General features: G+C 74.9%; 2 protein-coding genes. Both read left to right on the top strand.

Translation table 11 applies throughout. The features are described from left to right. Positions 1 to 110 precede the first annotated feature (110 nt). A complete protein-coding gene (locus ACZ60Q_RS25330; RefSeq protein ID WP_469638908.1) occupies positions 111 to 24,548 on the top strand; it encodes a lonely Cys domain-containing protein in 24,438 nt (8,145 codons plus the stop codon). Further along, positions 24,541 to 25,221: a type VII secretion system-associated protein gene (locus ACZ60Q_RS25335; protein ID WP_469638859.1), complete on the top strand. Its 681-nt coding sequence runs from the start codon at positions 24,541 to 24,543 to the stop codon at positions 25,219 to 25,221. The genes ACZ60Q_RS25330 and ACZ60Q_RS25335 overlap by 8 nt, the downstream gene beginning before the upstream one ends. Positions 25,222 to 25,323: the final 102 nt, after the last annotated feature.

Here is a 25,323-nt window from a genome sequence, read left to right on the forward strand (position 1 = left end):
CGCAGCGCAGGCCGCTCCCGTACGCGATCGGGAGCGGCCGCTCCGTCCTGCCCGGGCGCCGCACGAGGCGGCCGGCTGTGAGCATCCAGGTATCGCCCGAGATCAACGCCATGATCTTCGTCCTCACCGGGGAGAAGCTCATGGACGCCGACGAGGATCTCGCCTTCGACAGCCGTCGGCCCTACTCCGGCCTCGGGCGCAAACTGGAGCGGTTGTCCTCGCTGATCGACAAGTCGATCCACGACATCGGCGAGTCCATGCCGGACGACCTCGCCACGTCGTACGGCCGGGCGATGGGCATGCTCGTCGACGACGGCGGCAAGAACTACCTGCGCGACTTCGCCGCGCAGCTCGACAAGATCGCCGAAGGCCGGCGCAAGACCTCCATGGACATCATGGAGTCCAAGTGGCAGGTCATCGCCGAGATCATCCGGCTGCTCATCGAGATCGCCATCTACCTGGCGATGTCCTTCTTCACCGGCGGCGCCTCGGCCAGTCAGATCATGATGGCCAAGCTCCGCAGCCGCTTCTTCATCCTCACCACCCTCAGCCACCTGCTCCAGCGGCTGCACCTGACGCCCTCCCTGACCGAGGCGTTCGCCGAGGCGTTCACCACCTTCGCCGTGCGGCTGGCGATGATGAACTTCGCCCCGGACGGCCGCCGACCGGACGGCATCGACTGGAGCGATATCGGCAAGGCCGCCGCGTTCGGTGCGGCGGCGGGCCTCTTCTCGAGCATCTTCGACAAGTTCGCGAAGGACATCGTCCGTAGTTTCGACGGCAACTTCCTGAAGGGCGGGCCGGACTTCAAGAACAACCCCAACCTGCGGGACACCCCGGACATCGACCTGAAGAACAACGGCCCGACCCCCCACCCCGGGCCGGGTCCGGGCGGCGGCAACCTTCCGAAGGACCGCCCCGACCCGACCCCGACCCCGAACGGGCCGATCCCCCCGCCCAGGCCGCCGGTCACCTTCCGGGACGGCCCGCTCGCCTTCCGGAACAACCCCGATCTGTGGCGGAACAACCAGATCCTGCGCTACAACTCCGACCGGCCGGGCGCGCTGGCCGGGCACTACGGGCTGAAGGGAACGGCCGACTTCCTCGCCGCCGGGTCCGGCGAGGCGCTCGCGGAGATCCTGATCAAGGGGGCCTTCGACGGTGACTGGTCCACCAGTTGGTCCACCTTCGTCGGCGCGGGCATCAGCAGCCAGGTGGAATCGTCGCTCACCAGCACGGCCCTGAACAGTGGCGCCGAACTGCGCCACGCCATCGACAAGTTGCGCAACCAGCCGCCGCCCACCGTCTCCGGTGGCGCAGACTCCGGTACGCGCGGCTCCGGGGACTCCTCCCGCACCGTCGACGGCCCGGATCGCACCGACGGCCCTTCGCGTACGGACACCACGGGCGGCGACGGATCCGCACGCGGCGGGCCTGTGCCGGTCGTCCAGCAGACCACCGGCGAGGGCGGTCTCACCGGCGGCCAGGCGCCGCCGCCCTATGTCGCGCAGGATCCGCCGCCGTACGTCCCGGTGGACCCGCCCCCGTACTCCCCGGGCCCGATGCCCGTGACCGCCTTCGAGAACGGGCTGTGGCAACAGGTCCACCAGGGCTCCGCCGAGCTGCGCGAGCAGGCGCTGCGCGACCTCGCCGCGCTACGGGGCGGCCAGGGGCCCGGCAGCACCGAGGTCGGTGTACGGGACAGCCTGAACGCCGGTCTGTCGCAGGTGCCCGAAGTCCGCGTGGTGCCCGCCGGGAACAGCCCCGCGGCCCAGGTGGACGCCGAGGAGATCCGCAGGGCCCTCGGGGGCTTCGGTACGCCGGTGACGGTGGCCCCGCCGATCGGGGTGGGCGGCTCCCTGCCCGGGGGAGCCGAGGCGCCGTCGGCCGTCGGCTCGGAGGTGCCGGGTCCGGGCGAGGCGGGCGGTGGTTCGGGTGTGCGTGATCCGGGGCAGGCCGACGACGGTTCGGACGTGCGTGAGGTGCGTGAGGTGTGGGGCGAGGCTCCGCCCGTCGCGGGTCCCGTGGCCGGCGCCGAGGCACCTGCGCCGACGGTCGTCGTCTCGGAGGCGCCGCCACCGGCCGCGGGGTCCCCGGAGGCCGCCGAGCTGCTGGACGGCGCCGGGGTGGATCGGGCCGTGGTGCTCGGCCCGCCGGTCGCGCCGGTCCCGTCGGACGTGACGGGGGAGGCCGGGGAGCCGGTACGCACCGCCGTGGAGCTGACCCGCCACGGCCCCGGCGATCCGGTCCAGGTCCGTCCGCTCACCGGTCCGGAAGGCACGGTGGCACCGGACGGCACCGCGTTCCCCGCTGCCGACGTGCTGCTGCCGCTCTCGGTCGCCCTCGGCCAGCCGTCGATCGCGTCGGCCACTTCGCCGCCCGTCGTCTCGACCACCCCGCCACCCGTCACGTCTGCCGGGCCGGCGCCGGCCACGCCCGGCACGCCCGGCACGTCGACCGCTCCCGCGCCGGTGACTTCCGTGGCCGCCGCCTCGGCCACTCCGCCACCCGGGGAGAAGCCCGCCGGCAAACCGGCCGGTGGTGTGTCCACACCGAGCGACCCGGAACCGAGCGACCCGGACCCGCTGCCCGTGAAGGTGCTTTCTGGCGAGTCGACTCCCGTGACCAGCACCGAGGGCGGCACGGACGTCGAGCCGCTGGTCGTCACCACGACCGACAGCTCGCCCGACCCGGACCTCGAGCCGACGCCGACCACGGCCCCCGACAGCCTCCGCACCGCCCCCGGCATCCCCGCCGCGGCCAAGCCGGACACTCTGTCCAGCCCCTGGACCGAGACGGCGGCCGACCTGCTCCTGGAGTCGGGGCGCGGCGACGGAACCACCCCCGAGCCCGGCACCGGCTCCGGCACGGGAACCGATACGGGCACGGGCGACGGGACCGGCGGGTCTTCCACGGGCCAGGTGCGGCCGGGGCGGCCCGAGACGTTGCGGGACGTCCTGCCGGAGAGCGAGTGGTGGCGGTTCTACATCGACCCCAAGAACCACGACGCCGCGCTGGCCGCCTTCCCCGACGATCCCGGCTCCTACTACGACCACGACCGGTCCCCGGGCTTCCAGGCGGGCATGGTCGCTGCGTACGCCCGGTTCCTGGGTGACCCCGACACCGTCACCACCCCCATGGACTCCTCCGCGTACCAGGCCATGCACGGTCTGGCGACCGGTCATCTCGGCCGTACGATCGGCTGGTCCGGCGGCGGTGCCACCCAGTTCCCGCTGCGCGGTGACACGCTCGCTCCCGATATCTTCGACGAGCGCATCGGGGGCCAGGCCCTGGTCTACGACATGAGCACGCACAACTGGGCCAACCCGCTGCCCTCGCCCCGGCCGGTCACGATCCTCACCCGCTTCATGCACAGCAACCCGTCGCTGGCGACCAACTACAGGAAGGGCGCCGCCCCCGACCTCGTGGAGACGCTGTTCCAGCAGCACTACGCGCGCGTCGGCCGGCCCGACGCCGACGACGGAGCCAAGCTCGCCTCCATCGCCCGCACCATCCGGGCGCTGCACGTGGTCCACCCCTTCCAGGACGGAAACCTCCGCTCCAACGTCCAGATCCTGCTGCCCAAACTCCTCCTGGAACAGGGCCTCCGGCCCGTCGTACCCGACGACATGTACAGCCTGTTCCAGGGCGGCCGTTCGGTACCGCAGATGGTCGAGTCCCTGGTCCGCAACGGCGCCCTGGGCACCGGCCGGCCACGCCCGAATCCGGAACGGACCGCCACGGAACCGCACCTGGAGTCGGGCCATGGCGGCATCGACACCACCGGGGGAGAGGGCCCCACACCCTCCGACGGGCAGCCGGTCATCACCACCCTGAGCGGCCACGCGGTGCCCTTCGCACAGCTGAGGCGCTGGGTACCGGAAGGGCCCGACCAGCCCCGACCGGGCCGCGCGGTGCGGACGTTGACCATCTCGCAGAGCCCCGCCGAAGACGGCACGGCGCGGAGCGCGGGCCGCCGGGCGCTGCTCGGCCAGGACACCTTCCGCGGCGTGCGCACCACCTCCTCCGGGACCCCGGCACCGGCCCTGGGGTCCACCGAGGCTCCGCCCGCCCCCCGTACGATGTTCACGGGACCGCCGACCGCTCTCCCCGGCTCCGGTACAGAGCGGGGGGCCGACTATTTCGCGGGCCACGGCACCCCCCGTACCGTCACGCTCGGCACCGACGACGCCGCGCGTCCCACCGTGCGGGTCAGCGGGGTGCAGCTCGGCGAGCTCCTCAAGTACTGGGCCGAGGACGGCGATCGGGACCGCCCACTGGTGCTGTTCTCCTGCGAGACCGGGCGGCAGCCGCGGATCGCGGGACTGCCGGTGGCCCAGCACGTCGCGAACCGGACCGGGCGCCCGGTGTACGCGCCGACCACCGAGGCGGGCACGGCCAGGGACGGGGACGGCGACGTTCGCGCGGTGCTCACCGAGGGCCCGGACGGGCCGGGCCGGTGGCGCCTCTTCACCCCGGAGCCCGGCGGAGCCGAACTGGACGCGCTGGCACGCGAAGCGGGCCTTCACATGGGCCCGGACCCGGCCGATGTCTTCGCCCGGGCCCGTACCCTCCAGCAGATCCGTACACTGCGCGGGGTACTCGGCACGGACGCCGAGCAGCACCTCGACAGCCGGGGGTTGATCGCCGGACTCGCGTACGTGGACGGCCTGCGCTGGCTCCATCAGGACACGGCGGCCCGCTACGGCGATGGCCGGATGACCCCGGACCTCCTGCGCCGGATGGTCATCGACCGGCGCGGCGCGACGGGTACGACGGCGACCGCCGGCCCGGAGGTAGGCCCGGTAGGCGCCGCGACCACCACCGGAGACCCGTCGGCCGACCCCACACCCGAGGAGTACCGGGAGTTCCTCCGCGCCGCAGCCGAGTTGAGGGCCACCGCAGGGCCCGGCACGACGCTCGACGCCCTGCTGCCCCCGCCGCCCCCCGAGCTCCCGCCGACCGCCCTGGTCTCGCCGGAAGACGTGACCGGGCTCACCTACGCGCCCGCCGCGCGGATCACCTGGTCACTCTCCACCGCGCCGCTGCCCCTCTCCGATCTGGCCCTGAGCCCCGAGGACACCGCCGAACTCGCCCGCCGGCGACCCGATCTGGCGCCCACGCGAAGCCGCCCGGAGAGCCTCGCCGAAGATCTGACCCTGCTCAGCAAGGCCCCGGTGACGCCCGGTCCCGCGGACGCCGTGCGCGTGGAGGGGCTGGCTCTGCGCCGTCTGCACACCCCGGGCGGCGGAGACTGCCTCTTCCGGGCGCTGCTCGACAGTGCGCGCAGCCGGTCCGTCCCCCCGGCGTGGGCCGCGCGGGACGTCACCCGGCTGCGCGAGCTGCTGCGCGACCGGCTCACCGGGTCCGAACTTCTCACCGCGGCGGCCGCGGCGAACCCCGATCCGGTGCTCGCCGTCGTCGACGACCTGCGGATGACCGCCCTCGCCGGAGTACGGGACCCGGACGCACAGGGCAGGATCGCCCAGCGCTGGGACCGGATCGCGCAGGCGGTCGTCACCGACGGAGACGGCCGACGGTGGCGGCGGATCCTCCGGGACAGCGGCTACCCGCACCTCGCCGAGGTGGCGACGACCCCCGCCGACGCGCGGCGGCTGGGCGCCGACGGGCTGATCCTGGCGGCGGCGGAGCTCCCCGCGCTGTGGGCGTCGCCGTTCGCCGACATACTCCCGCAGGCGCTGGCGCACACCCTCGACCTCGACCTGCGGCTCGTCCAGCCCGACCCGCAGGCGCCGGGGAGCACCTTCGTCACCCCCCTCAACCCGGGCGGTCGGGGCGAGGCCCTGCACCTGTCCTACAACGGCACCGACCACTTCGACGCCCTGGTCCCCGCCACGGCCCCCCTCCCCCTCGCCCCGGCACCCGCCCTCACTCCCGCACCCGCCCTCACTCCCGCTCCGGCCGGCACTCCTGCTCCGGCCACCCAGGACCCGGCCGGCTCAGACGTCTTCGGGGAGCGCCTGCGGAACACGGGCGGGATCGTCGAAGCGGGCGCCCCGGATACCCCGGTCCCGGATCCGGGTGATCCCGTGCCACTGGAGACACAGCTCGAACGGCACCGCCCCGCCCGCCTGTTGACGGGCGAGGACGCCCGGCCGCCAGGCCCCGCACCGCGTACCGTCACCTTCGAGGACGGGGGCCGGCTGCCCACCGTCCTGATCAGCCCGGACGCCGGGCCGGACGACGGGGGGACGGGCTCCCGCCCCGCCGTCGCCCCCCGGACGGGGCTCCTGAACGGGGTCGGCGTCCTCATCCTCCGCTCGCCCGAACAGGTGGCCCAGGAGATCCTCGGCAAGCTGCCCGAGAAGCTGCGCGCCCAGTTCGACGAGGCGGAGGTGCTGCGTCTGCTGACCGATCAGCCCGGCGCGTTCACCGCCCCGCGCGGCGCCCGCTTCGTGGGCCGGGAGAAGTCCGGCGTCGGCCATGAGATGACCGTCGAGGCCGTGCCGTACCACCGCTGGGAACGCTTCTCCGACATCAATGGCTCCACGGTCCGGGTGGACACCATGCGGCGCGGCCAGGCCGGTACGGGCGGCGGACGCGGCGTCGGCGTCGGGCGTCGGGTGGCCGCCGCGGTGGGCATGGGGCCGCCGTTCAACTGGATGCTGAAGATCGGCGTCTCGCTGGGCTGGAGCCGCCGGACCGACTACACGCTGGGGACCCAGGCGTACCACCAGTCCGAGTACCGGGCGGTGGACGGCTCGCATCTGCACCTGGACGACGTCCACTACCGGGTGCGGGTGGAGCGCGTCACCGAGGCGCCGAAGGCCACCGGGCCGGACGCCACCCGGCCCGCCCCCGCTCCTCCGTGGCAGCGCACCCCCGTGCACGGCGCGACGTTCGCCATGCGGGACGGGCTGAGCTGGCGACTGCCGGACGATCTCACCGTGCCGTTCACGGGGCCGAAGCGGGCTCCGGAGACGCTCACCTTCCCGGACGGCGTCGAGCCGCGGATCAGCGACACCACCGCACTGCACCTGACGGACCCGCCGGAGGACGTGGCGATCGCCATATCCGGTGCACGGCCCGGAAGTTCGGCGCACCGAACACTGGTCTCCTATGTCCGGCCGGGACGGCTGCACGGTCTGTTCGGGCGGTTGTCCGGACCGGTCAGCGGGCCCGAGCTGACCCGTGGCAGCGGTCAGCACCCGCTCGGGCACCTGGTCGTCGAGCGGTCGATCCCGCACCGGGCCACCCTGGTCACGGAGTCGGTCAAGGCGGAGGTGCGCGACCTCGCCCAGACCACGTACCAGAACCAACGTGCCCACGTCCGTGACACCCGTTTCGGCGTGCAGGTCACCGCCGGTCCCCACCACGCCCTCATCGGCCCGGAGACGGACGTACGCCTCCAGGGCGGCCCGCTGGTCCGCGCGGATCTCAGCACCGGCCGGGGCCACTACCTCGGCAACGACGCGGCCCGCAAGGTCACCGGCCGGGTCCGCAGTCACCCGCTCGCGCTCTACCGGGTGGAACGCACCCTGATGGTGCGGGGGGCCGGTGAACCGGCGTCCGCGGCCCGGCCGGTGCGGGTGGTCAGCCTGGACTGGATCTCCACCCAGGACGCGCGCCGGCTCGCGGGCTGGGACAGCCGTACGCCCGGCGCGACGGGCCCGAACCCGGACGCCGAGCCGCCGGTGCCGTGGTACCTCACCCGCGAGGATCCGGTGCATCTGGGCGGGCAGGTCCGTGCCGAGGGCTTCCGGCCGGACCAGCGACCTCCCGCCGGGCCCGACCCGAGCGGTCAGCCACCCGCCCAGCAGGATCAGCAGAACCAGCAGCGTCAGCAGGACCGGAACGGGCAGCCGCTCCCGTCTCCCACGCCTGACCCGTCTCCCCAGGACCCCCTGCGGGCCTTCGCCGACACGGTGCTGGACACACTCCACCACTCCTACCCGTCCCTCTTCGTCCCGCCGCTGATGCTGCGGCACCCGCGGCTGGCCAAGCTCTGGTACGGGGACGGGCGCATCCGGACCGCGCTGCACAACGACCGTCAGGTGCGCGAGGCGCTCAACCGGCCCAGTCTGGCGCAGAGTCTGGACGACCTGACGACCACCGGAGTACCGGTCACCCTCACCGAGGACGGCAAGGTGCGGCGCGGCCACCACACCCTGATCCTGCGGGCGCGCCTCACCGACCGGCGGTTCGAGACCACCATGAGTGAACGCTCGCTGCGCAACGCGGTGATCGGCACCGAGGTCTCCGGCCAGGGGCAGCAGGCGTCCACCACGCTGTCCGCCGGTGTCGAACTGGGCGTCTCGCCGCGCGACCACGACAAGGCGCCCGAGGCCGGGCTGCCGCGCCGGACGGGCAACGTGTCCCTCGGCGGCAGGTACGCGAGGACCGACGCGAAGGCCACTCGGAGCACTGTCGCGGTCGCCCACGACCAGCTGACGTTCCAGAACGGTGCCGACCTCTACAGCTACCGGGTGGAGCTGGGTGCCACCTTCGAGGGCCACCGCCGCCCGCGCGGCTGGGCCCGGCTCGTCTCGGTCGGTCTGCTGGGCGCGGGCGTCTTCGTCAGCAAGGCGGAGGAGCGTCCGCTGTTCAGCCGGGGGAGTGAGGCCGTGGGGCGGGTGGAGCTGGCCGTGCCCGCGGCGCACGGTTCCGACCGCTATGCCCCCACCGACCCTCCGGCCACCGGCCCCGCAACACGGGCACGGGCAGGAGCTGGAACGACAACGGAGACGGCGACAGCAACGGCGATGCCGGCGGCGCCCGCGCCGACCCCCGCGCCGCGCCCCCTCTCCTCCACCGAGGCGGACCAACTCCTGGACGGAACACGTCCATTGCCACGCGGCGAGTCGTCCGACCGGCGGCTCGTCCAGAGGCTTCTGAGCGCCCCGCACGTGGTCCTCAGCACCGAGGGGGGCTGGCAGCGCCAACGGCTCGTCCAGGACACCGCCGACCGCGCCTCCGGCACGTCCTGGCACGTCAGCGCCCCCGGCGCCCCGATACGCACCGCCCTGCGCCGGGCGATGGCGAACCTCAGCATCGCCGGACAACTCGGCCAGTATCTAGGCCCGTTCGGCTCCCGCATCACCGGGCTCAACGGCGCCGGCCCCCTCTCCACCCACTACCTGAAGGCCGCGGTCCGCGGCGAACTCGCCAACGTACGGGTCGCGAGCGACCCGAAGCCCGGCAGCCTCGAAGCCACGATCGGCAACGAGCACCGCGTCGCCGGCAGCTCCAGCACCGTGTCCCGCACCACCCTCGGTCTCCAGGGCGCCATCATGCCGTTGCAGCAGGCACCCGGCGAGCAGGCGGTGGTCGGCTCGTACACGACGGCTCTCCAGTACGCCTGGGGCAAGGGCCGCAGCGCCTCGGGGACCCTCACCCGGGGCCGTAACACCACCCTCGCCTACGCCGGGCGGATGTACCTGGTGGTCGCCGACGCCGCCGAGACCGTCGCCGTACGGGACCGCTGGACCGCCGCGATGGGGGCGGTCGGCACCCGCGCCGGGGCCGGGATCAGCGCCGCCGCCGGGCGGATCTCCGAACGGCTCGGGCGAGGGCTCGCGCCGCGCCGGGCCGCCGCCGCGCTCCAGCACATCCGCGACGCGGTGATGTTCCACCTGCCGTTGCAGGACGCCATCGAGGCCGGGCTCGCACCGGACGGCCTCGGCACCACCACGCCGGCCAACCTCGGCGGCGGCTACCGGCTGCCACCCTTCCTGAGCCGCCGCCGCTTCCCCTCCCACCCCAGCGGACAGCTCGACGCGGGCCGGGCGGCGAGGCAGTTGATGGCGCAACTGGAGAAGATCGGCGTGCCCTCGCACGACCGTGAGCAGGTGCTCCAGCACCTCTCGCCCGACTTCCTCCGCTCCCACCTGCACGAGCTGACGACCGACGGGATGTTGCTGCCGGTCCGCTACCGCGCGTGGACCCGCCCGCACCACCTGCCGGTCGGCGGCAGCCCGGGGCAACTCCGGTTCACGCTGACGCCGGTCACCACCACCGTGGAACGGCTGCGCACCGGTTACGAACTGGAGGACTACCGCACCACGGCCCGGGACGAGGCCAAGGACACGTCCCAGGACCGCGGCGCCGATGCGACGCTCAGCGCGAGCCAACGCGCGGCCGGCAGCGGTGTGCTGGTCGCCAACCCGGCGCTCCAGGGCACCGCGGCCAAGCAGCGGTCGAGCGCCCGGACCGAGACCACCGGCAGTACCGCGATGCCGAACATCGCCACCACCCAGACGCACGCCGAGATCGTCACCTCGTACACCCTGACCGTCACCATGACGGACGCGTCCGGGGAGCCGCTCGGCCCCACCGCCACCGCCCCGGTCGGCAGCCTCAACGAGATCCTCCCCACGAGCCTGCTCACCCCGGACGGCGACGGCGCCGACGGCGCGCTCACCGAGCAGGACATCCCGGAACCGGAGCGCGCGGTAAGGCTGCTGACAGCAGAACAGGCGCGGCCGGAGGCCATCGCGAAGTGGCGTGGTAACCCGGTCGGGGACACCGGCGCCTCCGACCCGGACATCCTGCCCTTCGACGACCGGATCGGCTCCGGCATCCTCGCTGTGGACATGCTCGGTGCGACCCAGGTGCGGGACGCCCTGACCCTCGCCACCGCGCGCGCCGACGGCTTCCCCGGCGACAGCGACCTCGGCCTGCGGCACACCGGAACGGTGCTCGCCGAGCGTGTCCGGATGGCCCGTCACACCCCACTCACCGGCCTCGGCACCGCCCCCGCCCACGCCCAACAGGAGGCCACCACCCAGGTCGGCCTGACCGCCGGATTCCGCGAGGCGCTCGGCGCGGACGGTTCGCCGCTGCCCACCCGGGCCTCCGCCCACCTCATCGGCCAGTCCCACACCGCCGAATCCCGCCTCTACGCGAAGATGCACCGCCGGGGCGCCCGCCTGCTCGCTGTGGAGAACAAGCCGCGGATGGAGGCGATGCAGCGACGCAAGACCTCCGACGCGCTGGAGGCGGGCATCGTCGACAACGTCGAGGGCGCGGTGAGCTCGTCGCCGATGGCGGGCAACAGCAACGCGGGTGTGACCAACCCCGGCGCCACGGTCCCGATCGGCGGGGCGAACGACGGCACCACGCTCAAGGCCGTCACGGACACCACCCTGGGCACCCACGTCAAGGTCGTCACCGACCGCAGCATGCTCTTCGCGGTACCGGTGACCTGGCTGACGGTCGCCGAGGTCGACCACCGGTTCACCGACAGCCGCCCGATGCGGGCGCTCGGCCACCCGAGGCGCGGCCCGCGCGCCGCCGAGGCCGAGACCACCGCCCTGGTCTGGCTGCGCGAGGACATCGCCCGTGACTACGGACTCCTGGACGACACCACGTTCCCCGACGAGGCCGCCGTGGCCTGGGACGACCAGGCCACGGCGGCGGCCGACCTCGCCGCCGCCGAGAAGAACTACTACGACGCCCGTGCGCAGGCCCGGGAGGCCTGGCTCGACCTGAGCGCCGACGAGCGGGCCGCGCTCGGCGACGGGCATCCCGACCGGGCGACCGTCCTTCCCCGGTCCGTGGCACAGTCCCCGGCCGTCGCCGCCTGGCAGACGGCCCGAGAAGAGGTACGCCGGTGGGAGCTGAGCACCGACGCCGCCGCCGCGGACCACCACCGCCTGCACCTCGCCGCGACTCGCCTGACCGCCCATCACCAGGGTTCGGCCTCCGCCGCGGTGAAGGACCCGCCGCAGGCGTACACCGCCCCCGCCTGGCGCTCCGAAGCGCCGGAACCGTACACGATCACCGACGCCACCGACTCCGCTCCCCGGACCCTCACCTCACCTGACGGCGCCACGGTGCGTGAGATACACGCCGTGCCGCACGACGGCGCCTCGTTCTTCCACGCGCTGCTCGCCGTGGCCCAGGACCGCGGACGTCTCCCCTTCCTCCTCGGGACCGACCTCGCCGACCGGTTCGCGGCCGGCCCCGGGGATCCGGCGGTCACGGCCGAGGCCGTCGCCGCCGCACGCGACCGCCTCGCCTGGGCATGGGCCGACGACGGCAATGAGGACCTGCTCGACGCCCTGGCCCTGGATGTCGCGGACACGTTCACACCGGACGAACTCGACAGCGCCGGGGTGCGGTTGACCGCCGCCCAGCAGGCGGAGTTCGACGCGCTCGGCCGTCTCCCGCAGACGTTCTGGCCGACGCCCGAACAGCGGGTCGCGCTGGCCGTCGCGGCCCTGTTCCGACCGTTCGCGGCCGAGCCGTCGGCAGCGGACACGACGGACCGGGACACCGGAGAGCCGGCCCCGCCCGAGCGCCGCGCGGGCGACCACGGCGGCGCCGACCTGCTGCCCGCGCTCGCGGCCAGGGTCCTGGGCATCCCGCTGACGGTGGTGACGGGGGAGGGCCGACCGCAGCTCTTCCTCCCGCACGGCGCGGATCCGGCGGCCGTCGACGCGGCGACCGATCCCGTCCTCCTCGCCGAGGGGGGCTTCTTCCACGCCACGCTCCCGGCCGGTACCGCGCCACCGGTCACGACGCCGCTCCCGGCGCCCGCGGCGACGAGCACCGCCACGGGCACGGAGACGGGCACGACAGCGGAGCCCCTGACGACCACGTCCACGGCGCAGACCCCGGCGAAGCGCCCGACGCACCGTAGTCACGCCACCGCCCCCTGGCTGCCGCCCGCCGACGCCACCGGCCCGCGCTACCGCCTGGGCCGGGACGGCGTACTCACCGCTCCCGACGGCGCGACCTACACCCAAGGCGCCCCCGCGGGCCGGGGCAACGGGTTCTTCGGCGCGCTCTCCTCGGCCCTGCACCAGGCGGCCGGGCAGCAGGGAGTGGACCGCCGGGAGGCCGCACGGCTGCGCAACCGCGCCGGAGCCTCGCCCGCCCAGCTGATGCGACTGAACGGCCTGCCCGGCGACCCGGCGGAGCGCGACGCGCTCTTCACGCCCCCGCCCTTCCGTTCCCGCCCGGGCGCACCCGCGCCGAGCCGGGAAGCCCGCGAGGGCCACCTGCGCCGCCACCTGGCCGAGGCCCCGTGGGGCCCGGACGCCGACCGCGCGCCGGCCGAGTGGGCCGCCGCCGCGACCGGCACCACCGTCATGCTGATCGAGGAGAACGGCACCGCCCACACCTACGCGGGCCCGTCCGCTGACTCCCCGGTCCTCCGGCTCCGCCGGCGCGGCGGGGACTTCGTCACCCTGATCCCGCGCACCCAGGCTCCCGTGACGCCCAGGACCGGGAACCCGGTGCAGAAGATGTCCGACGGCAAGAACACCTCGGCCCCGGCGGTCACCGACGCCGAGGTCACCGCCCCGACGGTCACCACCGACACCGGGATCATCGCCCCCGCGGACACCGAAACCGAGGTCACCGCCCCGCCCGCCGCCACCGGCACCTCCGTACCCGGTCCGGCGGGAGTGGAAGAGGCGTACGAACTCAGCACGCTCTCCGGTGCACAGCCCCAGCCGGACGACGGAACGGACTCCGGGGACGACGGCACGGACTCCGAGGACGAGGGCACGGACTCCGAGGACGAGGACGGGCCTGCGGACTGGGCCGACCCCCGGTGGCTGAGCACGGTGTTCGGCCCGCAGTGGAGCAGGGCCCCGCGCCCCCGGCTCCAGGAGACCTCCGAGGCGCTGTACGCGCTGGTCGAGGAGGCGGCGGGCGGCCGTCCGCCGCGCGCCGGGCTGGCCGACCTCACCCGCGAGGTCCTGCACCTGCCGGGCCGGGCCGGGGTGAGCTCCCAGGACGTGCTGGATCTCGGGGCGCTGGCGCTGGAGGCGTCCTCGGACGATCTGGAGAGCGCCGAGGGCCTCGCCGCGTATTTCATCGACCGTCAGATCGAGATCCGGCGGGACTCCCTGGCCGAGGAGACCCTGCTGCGCAACGAGGACCGGAGCCCGACCGGGCGTGACTTCACCGGGACGGGCCGCCGCCTGCCGGAGCTGGACTCCTACCTCGCCGAGCGCTCCGGCGGTGTCGCCCGGGAGCCCGCGCCGTGGCGCAGTCCGTATGTGATCGTGGCCGAGGAGGCCGACGGCGGGGGCATCGAGATCGTCACGCCGTGGCGGACCTTCGTGGTCCGCGACGCCGTGGAGCTGGCCCGGATCATTTCCTACGACTCCCGGCGCCCGCGCGGCGCGGACATCGTCCTGGTACTTCCCGCGACGTTCGCCGCAGAGGTCGCGAACCTGGTCTCCGGCACGACGGCCCGCCCCGTCTGGTACCCGTCGGGCCCGGCCGAGGTGGCCACCCACCCCACCACCGGAGAGCGCCGCATGGTCGTACACCGGAGCCCGGGGGATTCCGGGCCGGACTGGGCCACGCCGCCACCACCGCGCGACCGCGGCCTGATCGGCGCCCGCGACCTCAGCAGTGACAGCGACCCGGACAGCGACGGCGAGAGCGGCAGCGGCTCCACCAGCGACGGGGACGCGGAGTTCGACCGGCTCGCCGACCGGGCCCAGTGGGAACACCGGATCGACGCCCTGCGCCCCCGGCCCCTGATCACCCGCGACTACCGGGTCGTCGACGAGAGCGCCACCGGGGTGCTGTTCACCGAGCCGCGCCCCCGGGCGGTCGGCGAGGTCCGGGCCGAGGGCGGCTCCGACGCGCCCGTCCTGGTCCTGCCGCACCAGGACCAGGGCGCCGTCCACGCCGCCGACCGGCCGCCGCTGCACATCTCCGCGGACCGGACGCTGGCCCTGCTCTCGGCCGGAGACGACACCACCGGCCGGAGCAGGCAGGTGTACGCGACCCGGGCGGCGATCGAGCGTTCCTCCGCGCGGCTGGCCGCCACCGGTGCCGGGGTGAGACTGGTGGCCGACACCTCGGTGAGCGTGCTCCTGACCCGGGAGGACGGCTCGACGGGCGAGCCGCTGTTCCGGGTGGAGCCACGGTTTTTGACCTCGTCCGGCACCTCCGAGCACTCCTTCACCCGGGACTTCGCCCGGATGGTCGCCGGAGCCGAGGCCGCGCCGCTCTCCCACATCGCTCTCCGCGGCCCGGACGGCACCGTCGCCACGGCCCCGGTCAACGGACTGCACGGCCGGGAGGTCACCGGCACCCACCACCTGGCCCAGGCACTGACGGAGGTCGCCCGCGGCGACCTCCCCGCCACTGGCGTCACCCCCGGCTGGGCGGCCCGCCGGGCGGGCTCGGACCCGCGCTTCACCGGAGGCGTGGTGGGCGCCCCCACCCCGGGCGAGACGTACGGCCGGGCCCTGAGCCACACGCCGGACAACCCGCCGCACGAGCCGCTGAACGCGGCCGCGGCCCGCACCGGCGTCAACCAGTTCGCCTGGGCGGAGGTCGGCGAGGGCTATCTGATCCAGTCGGTCAGCACCACGAACGACGGCGGCGCCCAACTGTTCACCCACAACCACGCCAAGCCCGGCGACCGCGTCGGTCCGCACGCCCCCTACCACTTCGCGCAGGTGGTGCTGGCCGGCGAGGACGGTACCCACCAGATCACCCTGGAGAACGAGACCCACTCCCACCCCGGGATCCCGGAGGACCGGCTCGACGACATCGTCGACGACAACCTCGACCGCTACGACGCGGACGAACTCGGCCGGCTGGCCCAGGAGACCGACCGGCGTGCCGAGGCGGCGCGGCGCGATGGCTCGGACGCGGCGCACATCGACCGGCTGGAGGGCTTCGCGCGCACCGCCCGGGCCCTGGCCGGCGTCCACGAGGCGGAGCAGGTCCGCTGGTACTTCGCCGAGGACCGCCCCGAGCACGCCCTGGCACAGCGCGAGGTGGACCGGGCCCGCGCCCGCGCCCGGGCCGAGGTCCGGGCCGCGGCACCGGTCACGGACGACAAGGACCTGTGGTTCTTCCGGGCCTACAGCAAGCGCCCCGGCGAGTCGGCACACGCGGTCAACGCGGCGCTGCTGTCGGAGGGTTCACCCGCCGTCTCCAACCCGCTGACCACGGTGGTCCTGCACGGGCACACACCCCGCCCGCACCAGCGAACCCTATGGTTCGCGGAGCAGCAGCACACCCCGTCCGCCGAGATGGACGAGAACCTGAATGCCCTGGCGCTGTCGCTGGCCCGCACGGGCCTGTGGAACAGGGCCAACGGGCTGCCCCTGCCGACCGTCACCGTCACCGGGCACGGCAACCGTTCGCGGACCAGCGGCCGCAAGCGGGCCGAGGCGGTCGCGGACGCGCTCGGCGACCGGCTCGGCCGACTGCTCAGGACGTTCCAGCAAGACGCCCCCGGACCGCACGTCACCCTCTCCGACTTCCGGCTCACCCAGGACGCGAAGCGGGTCCGCGGCGCCACGGACCCGGACCGGGGACGGGTGGTGACGGTCGACATCGACGACCGCCGCCACACCCCGGCACCTGGCCCGGACCGCCCCGGGCCCCTCGGAGAACCGCCCCGGCCCGAGACGCCCGCGCTGCCCCGCCCCGCCTCCGTCTCCGCTCCGGCCACCGGGCCCCGGCCCAAGGGACCGGGGAGCGCCGAGTCCGCCACCTCTCCCGGCCGGGAGAGGTCCCGGACATCTCGCCGGTCCGTGGCGACGAGCCCCGACCGTGGCGTCGAGGTGCCCGCGTGGGTCCGGGCCCGCATCCGCTACGCCGAGGAGTCCGTCTCCTTCGAGCGCCGCCTGGCCGTGCATCTCGCCGAGAACGAGGCGGTGACCGAGGAGTTCCGGAAGATGGCGCGCGCCGCGTGGGAGCGGGCGCGCCGGCAGTTCCCCGGGTACCTGGCCACGTTCGGCAGTGAGAACCCGAGTCTGGCGGGCTCCGTCGGAACCGGCAGGCCCGCACTCCAGCAGGTGCTGCGGAGCGGGAATCTGCGGGAACTCGTGACCTTCCTGTTCCAGGGCATCTCCAGCGAGCTGGTGCCGGAGATGCTCGGCGGACGCGAGGACCAGCACCCGGAGGTCGAGGCGGAGCGGTCCAGCCGTCGGCAGGCGGAGGCCCGAGCCGAGCTGGAGCGGCTCGTCGAGCAGCTCAGGCTGGACGACAGCCTCTCCCCGCGGGAGAAGCGGGCAGCGCTGGCCCGGGCCACGCGTGCCCACGTGGTCCAGACCGACCCGGACGATGTGCGGCCGTCGTTGAGCCGGGCGGAGCGCCTGCTGGCGGTCGACGACCGGGGACTCACCTGGATGCCGGCGACCTCGGTGTACGACCTCGCGATGAGCTCCGGCTTCCAGGGACTGTCCGAGGACTCGGGCGGACTCGTCGCGACCGGCACCGCGGGATCGACCTACCGCTTCCTGGTGCACGCCGCCCGGATGCGGGACCAGTGGGGGATCGACCTGGACCTCGGCCTGATCCGGGCCGGCATGATCGCCACCTCGCTGTCGGCGGGCCACCACTCCTTCCACGAGGTGATGCGCGGTGCCCAGCTGGCGCTCGACGGCATGCCCGGTCACGACCGGACACTGGACTACCGGGACAACTGGGGCCGGTACTGGAACGTCCACCCGCTCACCGAGCGGGAACTGCGCGACCACGTCGCCCGGGACGGGCTCTTCCCGGACGAACACGCCGGGGCCCTGCTCGACACCCCTGCCCCGGTCCACCCCCCGCTCCCGGCGATCAACTCCGCGCCGCCCGTCACCGGCACGCCGCCCGTCACCGGCACGCCGCCCGTCACCGGTCCGGCGGCCGGGACGCCGGCCCCTGGACGGCCGGCGCTGCAGTCACAGCCCGACGGGAACCTGCCCGATGTCGACCTTCCGGATCTCGACCTTCCGGATCTCGATCCGACCGCCCTCGACCTGCCCGACGCCTTCCCGTCGGCCCTGGACAGCCTCGACCCGGACGCCTTCGGATCCCTCCCGGACTTCGACCTCACCTTCGGTCCGACCGGGGCGGTCCTCCCCGGACTCGCCCCGGAGGACCAGGACATGCCGGACGCGGAAACGGACGCGGTCACGGCGGCCCCCGTCGCCCTCGACACGGGCGGCGGGCAGCCGGTGTACGCCGTGCCCGTCGCCCCGCCCGCCCGGTCCCTCACCACGCTGCCGCCACTCAGCCTCGTACCGTTCGCCCCGCAGGGTGTCCGCCCGGCCGACGACGCCGGAGATGGTGTCGAACGGCTGGCACACCGGGTGGCGGAGGCCGCTCTGCGCAACCGGCGCAACCGGGTGCCGCTGCCCAGGGTCGACATCGCCGGATACGGCGCGGACGCGCGCGGCGCGGGCAGCGCACGCGACCGGGACCGGGCCGCCCAGGCACAGGGCGACCTGCGGGCGCGGGCCGCGCGCGACCTGTTCGTCCGTGCCCTCGGCCACGCCCTGCGCACCCTCCAGGCCCGCCTTCCGGCCGGGCGGACGCCGCTGGGCGTGCGGGACTTCACGATCACCGCACACGGCAGGAGCCGGGTCCCGAACCGGGGCGTCACGGTATCTCCGGCCGAGCGGATCGGTCCGGCCGACCTGGGCCGCCGGGCCACCATCGCCGTCACGTCCCCGCGCCACGCCGCCGCCGTGGACGCCCTGGACGCGCTGCGCCGCACCGATCAGGCGCTGCGTTCCGGGCGACTGGACGTGGACGCCGTCGCCCGCCGGATCTGGCATCTGGCTCCGTCCGTGCTCGTCGACCCGGACATGCGCCGCGACCTGTACACGATGACCGGCCGGGCCCTTTCCGCCGGGCGGGCCACGAGCCTGGCCGCGCTCACCGCCTTCCACCTGGAGGAGCAGGGCCTGCTCGCGTCCGACCGGGCCCGGTACGTCTCCGCGGGGGGTAGCCGGGTGCCGGGCCTGAACTGGACCGGTACCGGCACCGCCGACATCGACGGCCTGTTCGTGGACCGGCTCACGGCCGGTCCGGCGGGCGCCACCACCACCGGGTCCCCGGACTTCGCGCCGTGGCCGTGGGACGTGACTCCCTACGCGGTCCTGGCGGAAGGCGGCCCTGACGGGGTGGTGGCGCCGCTGCCGGACGGGACCGTACAGGAGCTGGACGCCGACGAGTTCGCCGAGCTGGTCGCGGCCGACCTGGCGCGCCACCCGCTGCCCGCACACGCCCCGATCGTGCTGGCCGTGCCGTCCGCCGGAGACCGCTACCTGGAGCTGCCGCGCAAGCTCGCCGACCGGACCGGCCGCACCGTCTGGGTGCACAGCGGCCTGGCGCGGCGCCACCCCGACCCGGCCTCCCCCAACACGATCGCCGTACTCCACCGGGACGGCCTGCCGGACGGCTCGTGGCTCCCGGTCCGGCCCGGCCTGGCGCCCGACCCGGACGACGACGCCCCGGCCTGGCACCGCGACGTACTGAGCCAGCCCATCGTCAGCTCGCGGACCGGCCGGCAGATCGGGCGCAGCTTCCATGAGCCCGCCGAACTCGTCGGGGAGCGGGAGAGCTACCGCGAACTCGACCACATGTCCTTCTACGTGCACTGGGACGCCGCTACGAACACGTACTCCGGCACGTTGCCGATGCCGGACCCCGGGGCGCCCGAGAAGGCCTACCGCCTGGCTGGTCACGGGCTGCCGGGCGCGCTGTCGCTGCCGTTGGCGGGCGGCGGCAGCCGTGCGGCCGGCCGGGACGAGGCGACCGGGTGGCTGCGGCGGCGCAAGAGTCTGGTGAACCTGCCGAAGGACCACTGGCTGGACATGGTGATCTGTCACTCCGGGGCCCCCGAGGAGGGATCCGCGCAGGACGTCTCACAGTTCGACGGCACCTCCCCGGTGCCGTTCGCCGCCGATCCGCTCGGTGACGACGCCCTCTCGCTCGGACAGCACCTGGCGAACCGGTTGCGGCGCACGACACGGCTCTCCTACTCCTCGCAGGGAGTGGTCCGGTTCGGCGGCGGCCCGGTCCGGGTGCTGGCCACCGACGCCCAGGGGCGCCGCTGGTGGTGGGAGACCAGCCGTCCCGAACCGGACGAGGCGGAACTCGACCGGCTGGCCGTGCAGGCCGGATTCGGGGGCGAGCCGTCGCCGCGCGTCCGCTCCGAACTGCTGCGGGTGGTGCGGGCCCTGAAGCTGGTGGCCGGCCCGGACGTGGTGGTGGCCGACGACTTCCCGGACCTGGTCGCCGGGGCCGCGGCGGTCGTCAATATGTGGTTCGCCGACCCGGACCTCCAGCGGACGGGACCGTTCTGGCCGCAGCTGCTGAGCCGGGTGATCGCGGCGCACCCCCTGGCCGCCGGCGCAGTGGACGGTCACGCGATCCGCCGGGTACTGGCTGAAGCCGCGCTGGAGTGGCGCGCCTCCGGTCCCGCCCTGCCGGTGAGCCGGTTCGTCCCCCTGCCGGAACTGCGCACGGCGGCGGCGTGGCTGCGGGACACGGCGGAGGTGGACCGGGCGGCCGTCGCCGCGCTGGGCCTGTCCGACCCCGCTGACGCGCCCACGCACCGGACACGGATGTTCTGGGCGCGGGTCCGGGCCGAGGAGACGCTGTCCGGCCCCGCGGCGGACACGCTCGCCGCCCGCGCCCTCCACCTCGACCCGGCTGTCGCGGTGGACGACCCGCTGCGCGAGCGGGCGCGTGCCCTGCTCACCCAGGGGTTCGCGGCGGGCCGGAACATGGCCGACCCGGACGTGGCCGGCGCTTACGCGGCCGAGGCGCACGGCGCCCTCGCGGCGCCCGCCCTGGTCACGTCCGTGGGAGCGGCGGTCGGGCTCGGCCGGGACTGGCATGACGGCTCGGCCCTCCTGCCCCGGCTGGACGGCTTCCGGGTGGCGGACACGACGGTGGTCGCGCCGTGGACCGGGCAGGACGCGGAAGGGAAGGACCGGCCGGTTCCCTACACCGTACGGGCGTCGGTGGACCTGGAGGACAGTGGCCACGTCCATGTGACGGTGGGTACGGCCTCCTACCGGATGCCGGCCGCGGAGTTCGCCGAGCTGCTGGCCGCCGACACCACGCTGCGTCACAGTGAACCGTCGACGCCGGTCCTGCTGGTGCTCGACGGGTTGAGCGGCCCGGACGCGGCGGTGGCCGAGACGGTCTCCCGCAGGCTGGGCCGGTCCGTGTGGTGGAGCAGGTCCCCGGTCGAGCTGACCGCCCCGGACGCGGTCGAGGGCGAACTGCCCGTACTGGTGCCCAACCTGTCCACCCTCACCGAACCAGCGGCCTCCGACTGGCAGTTGACCCGCCCCGCCGTCCCCGACCTGGGCGGGCCGGCGATGCCGGCGACCCCCGTGGTGCCGGCGGCCCCCGCGGCACCCGAGCCCGGCGCGCCGACCCCGGCCACCAACAGCGCTCCGGCCACCAACAGCGACCCGGCCGCACCGGCCTTCAGGTCTCCCGGCCCGGGTGTCCGGGACGTCCCGGAAGCCTCGGACGCCCTGGACGCCGGGGGCGCCCCGGCCCGGTCCTCCCTCGGAGACCCCATGGAGGGCCTGGAGCCCACCTCGGCACCGGTGACCGTCACCCCGGCCGCCCCCCTCACCGCCCGGGCGCTGCCGCCGTTGCCCTCCCGGACCCTCGTGGCGTACGGGCGGGACGCGACCGACCCGTCCACGTCCGGGGAGCGGGCCGTCGGACGGCTCGCCGCCCAGGTGGCCGCCGCCGGGCTGCGCAACTGGCGGGCGGGTGCCGCGCTGCCGCGCGTCGAGGTCACCGGCTACGGCGCCGACGCCCGACCCGGACGAACCGCCTCCGGGCCACCCGCGATGCGGCGTGCGGCCACCGCGCGCGCCGTGTTCTCCCGGCGGCTGGAGAGTGAACTGGAGCTGCTCCAGCGGGATCTGCCGCCCGCCGCGCCGCGTCTGACCGCGCGGGACTACACCATCGTGGTGCGGGCCATGAGCCGGGTACCGGCCGACTGGGCGGGCACCGGCGCCCTCACGGGCGTGAGCCGGGCCGAGCTGGGCCGCCAGGCGACGATCGGCCTGTTCCAGGCGCCGGACGCGGTGGCGGTGCAGAAGCTCGACACCCTGCGACGCCGCGACCGTACGCTGCGCGAGGGTCCGTTCGACGTGGACGCCATCGCCCGCCGCGTCCTGCACCTGGACCCCGCGGTCACCGTTGCCCAGGGCACCAGGGAGGCGCTGTTCGCGCTGGTGGGCCGGGCCACGGCGGCCGGACGGGCGACCGGCTCGGCGGCGCTGGCCGCGTTCCACCTGTCGGAGCTGGGGGTGACCGCGCCCGGCCGCGCATCCCACTTCACCGTGGACGGCCGCAGGGTGGCAGGACTGAACTGGAGCAAGAACGACGTCGTCCGGCTCGACACCACCCGGGGCGACCTGCTGGAGGAGGACCCCTCCGGCGGCTACGACGTCCTCAGCACCGCGCCGACCCCCTGGCCGCCCGGCGTGACTCCCTACGTGGTGGCCGCCGAAGGGCGGCACGACCGGGTGTGGGCGCGGCTGCCCGACGGCACGCGGCGCGAGCTGGACGCCGCCGAGTTCGTGGAGCTGGTCGCGGCGGACGCGGCCCGCGAGGCGCTGCCGCCGGGTACGCCGATCGTGCTCGCCGTCCCGTTCGCCGCGGACGGCTACCTCGACCTGCCCCGCAGGCTCGCCGACCGCACCGGCCTGACGGTGTGGGCACACACCGGCAGGGTCACGGTCGAGTCCGCCCCCGGCGAGGCGAGCACCATCGACGTGGTCCGCCGCCCCCGGACACCGCGGGGCGACTGGATCGCGAGCGGACCCGGATGGGGGCCCGACGCGGACGAGGACGTGCCGGACTGGCACCACGAGGTGGTGAGCCGGGCCATCGTCAGCGCGCTGAGCGGCCGGCAGATCGGCCGCGCCTCGCACCACCCGGCCGAGTTCGCGCGGGACTTCGAGGACCACGACCGCCACCTGGACCGGATGCCGACGTTCGTGCACGAGCACCCGGCCACCGGCCGGATATCCGGCGAGTGGGACCTGCCGCGTCCGGGCCCCGAGGACGAGGCATACCGGTTGGACATGCACGGTTCACCCGGCTCCCTGGTGTTCGCCCTGCGCGACGGCACCACGCGCAGCGTCGACGAGCGGGAAGCGGGGCCCTGGCTGCGCCGCCGCAAGAGCCTGGCGACCCTGCCGAAGCACCACTGGGTCGACCTCGTCGTCTGCTGGAGCGGAGCGCCCGGGGACAGCGCCGTGCCCGCACCGGGCACCGCCAGTGACGCCTTCCCCGGCCCGTTCGTACCCGATCCGCTCCGCAGCCTCTCCATGGGCCAGCACGTGGCCAACGCCACGGGACGCGCGGTGCGTCTGGCCTACGGACCGCAGAGCACCCAGGAGAGCAACGGCCGCTACCGGCGGACCCTGTTCGCCGACGCACAGGGGCGCCGGCGGGCCTGGGCCCTGGCCCGGCCCGAGCCCGGGGGCGCCGAGCTCGACCGGCTCGCGGAGGCCGCCGGGGTGAGCCCCGGCGACGGCGAGGTGTCGGACGAGACGCGTACGGGGACGCTGCGCCTGGTACGGGCGCTGCGGCTGACCTTCGGCCACGACGTCGACGACGCGCCCGACTTCGACGACCTGTTGCGCGGGGTGGCGGCGCTGGACCACATGTGGCGCGGCGACTCCGACTTCGAGGAGGCCGGCCCGTTCACGCTCGACCTGCTCCGGCGCGTCGTCGCGGCGCACCCCGAGGCCGCGTCCGGGGCGGACCGGCCGGCCGGCCGGCGGGTGCTGGCCGCCGCCGCACAGCACTGGGCCCGGTACCCCGGCGACCGGCTCATCGGCTTCGTCCACCTGCCCGCTGTCGAGGCAGCCGCCGAGTGGCTCTGGGAGGGCGGTGTCGAGGACGAGGCCGCCGCGGTCCTGCGTGTCCCCACCGATACGGTGGGCGAGGCCGAGATGTCGAGGATGTTCTGGGCGCGGGTCAAGGCCGAGGAGACGCTGCCGGTGCCCGGCCCGGACACGGAGGAGTTCATCGCCCGACTGCTCCACCTGCCGCCGGACCCGCGGTCCGCCCACGCCCGCCGCACCGAGGCACTGGACGTGCTCACCCGGGCCTTCGCCGTCGGCCGGGAGGCGTCCGACCCCGACATCGCGGCGGCGTACGCCCTGGTGGAGGCGGGCGCGTACCCCAGTACGTTCATGAGAACGGTCCAGGACACATCGGACGGCGCAGGCCGCGACTACACCGGCGGACCGGCGCCGGACGTCGACCTGGCCCGCTTCGGCACCCCGTCCGCGATGGCGGACGCGCCCTGGGCGAGCGGCGCTCCCGGGCCGGACCGGGCCGTTCCCCATCTGGTGCTGGTCCGGCCCGACGAGGACGACCCGGACCGGGTGGAGGTGGAGTGGGAGGGCGAGACGTACGGGATCACCGTCGGCGAGTTCGCCGAACTCCTGGCAACCGACCCGGATCTGATGCGTACGGAGCTGAGCACGCCGGTCGTCCTCGCGTTCCCCGGCCCGGCCGCCGACGCCGCCGGCCTGGCCGACCGGGTCGCGAGGCGGCTGGGACGGAGCGTGTGGTGGACCGGCTTCCCGGTGGACCTCTCCGGCACCGGCGACACCGGCGAGCAGGTGCTGACCCTGCACGCGTCGGCCGACGGCACCGTCCCGGGGGCCGCGCCCTGGCAGCGGGCGCGCCCGGCGCAACCCGCCTCCGCGCAGGACGCGCCGCGCCCCGTCCCGGCACCGCTGCCCCGGTCCACCGGGCGGAACGGCGGAACCGGACCGACCGGCCCCGCAGGCACCCGAAGTGAACGAGGACATGATGAGTGAGACCGGCGCCGAGCCCCCTGCCACCCCTCTTGACCCCCCGCCTCCCGAGGAGTTCGTCCAGGCGGCCAGGCTGGCGCCCGACCACTGGTTCTACCTGCCGGATCCCGCCTGGCGGGGGGAGGGCCCGCCGCCGGAATGGGCCGTGGTCGGCCAGTGGCGTTCGGACTCCGAGGGCGTGATCGTCGGGTGGGAGGACAACGAGGACTACCGGCCGTCGCCGGAGGCGATGGGGTGGCCCGAGCCCGCCGACGAGGTGGACCGCGCCGTCCAACTCGCCACCACCGGATACGGTCCCACGAAGGATGTCACCGCGGCGCTGGCCCGGGCCGAGGTCGCGGTGCCGGTCACCGCGGCCGGCGAGCCGGTGAGCGCGTCGGCGCCCGACGGCACGGCGGTGGTCCCCGTCTACACCTCTCCGCGCTACCTCCAAGGCATCGGCAGGCTGGGGTACGTACGGTTGTCGGTCACGGAGCTGCTCAACCGCATTCCCCCGGGGCACAGCCTGTGCCTCAACAGCTCGGCCCCGGTCAGCATGGTGCTGGCCGTGGAAGGGCTCGCGGACGTGCTGGCGGAAACAGCGGAGGAAACCGCCGGCCCCGACCGGTGGACGGCTGGAGCCCCGGCCTCCCTCCGGGCAGGCGGCCCGGAGGGAGGCCGCACCGTCAGGGGGTGAGCCGGTTCGGTCCGCGGACGAGGAAGGTCGCCTCACGGATGGATTCCAGCCCGGGCGGCACCATCAGCACCCGTCCCCGTCCCGGGCCGGGTCCTTCTTGAC

It is taken from the genome of Streptomyces sp. NPDC104313, assembly GCF_055583985.1.

Excerpts from the sequence above, each read along its gene's own strand:
- ACZ60Q_RS25330 (WP_469638908.1), top strand. The coding sequence starts at position 111 with ATGATCTTCGTCCTCACCGGGGAGAAGCTCATGGACGCCGACGAGGAT.
- ACZ60Q_RS25335 (WP_469638859.1), top strand. The coding sequence starts at position 24,541 with ATGAGTGAGACCGGCGCCGAGCCCCCTGCCACCCCTCTTGACCCCCCG.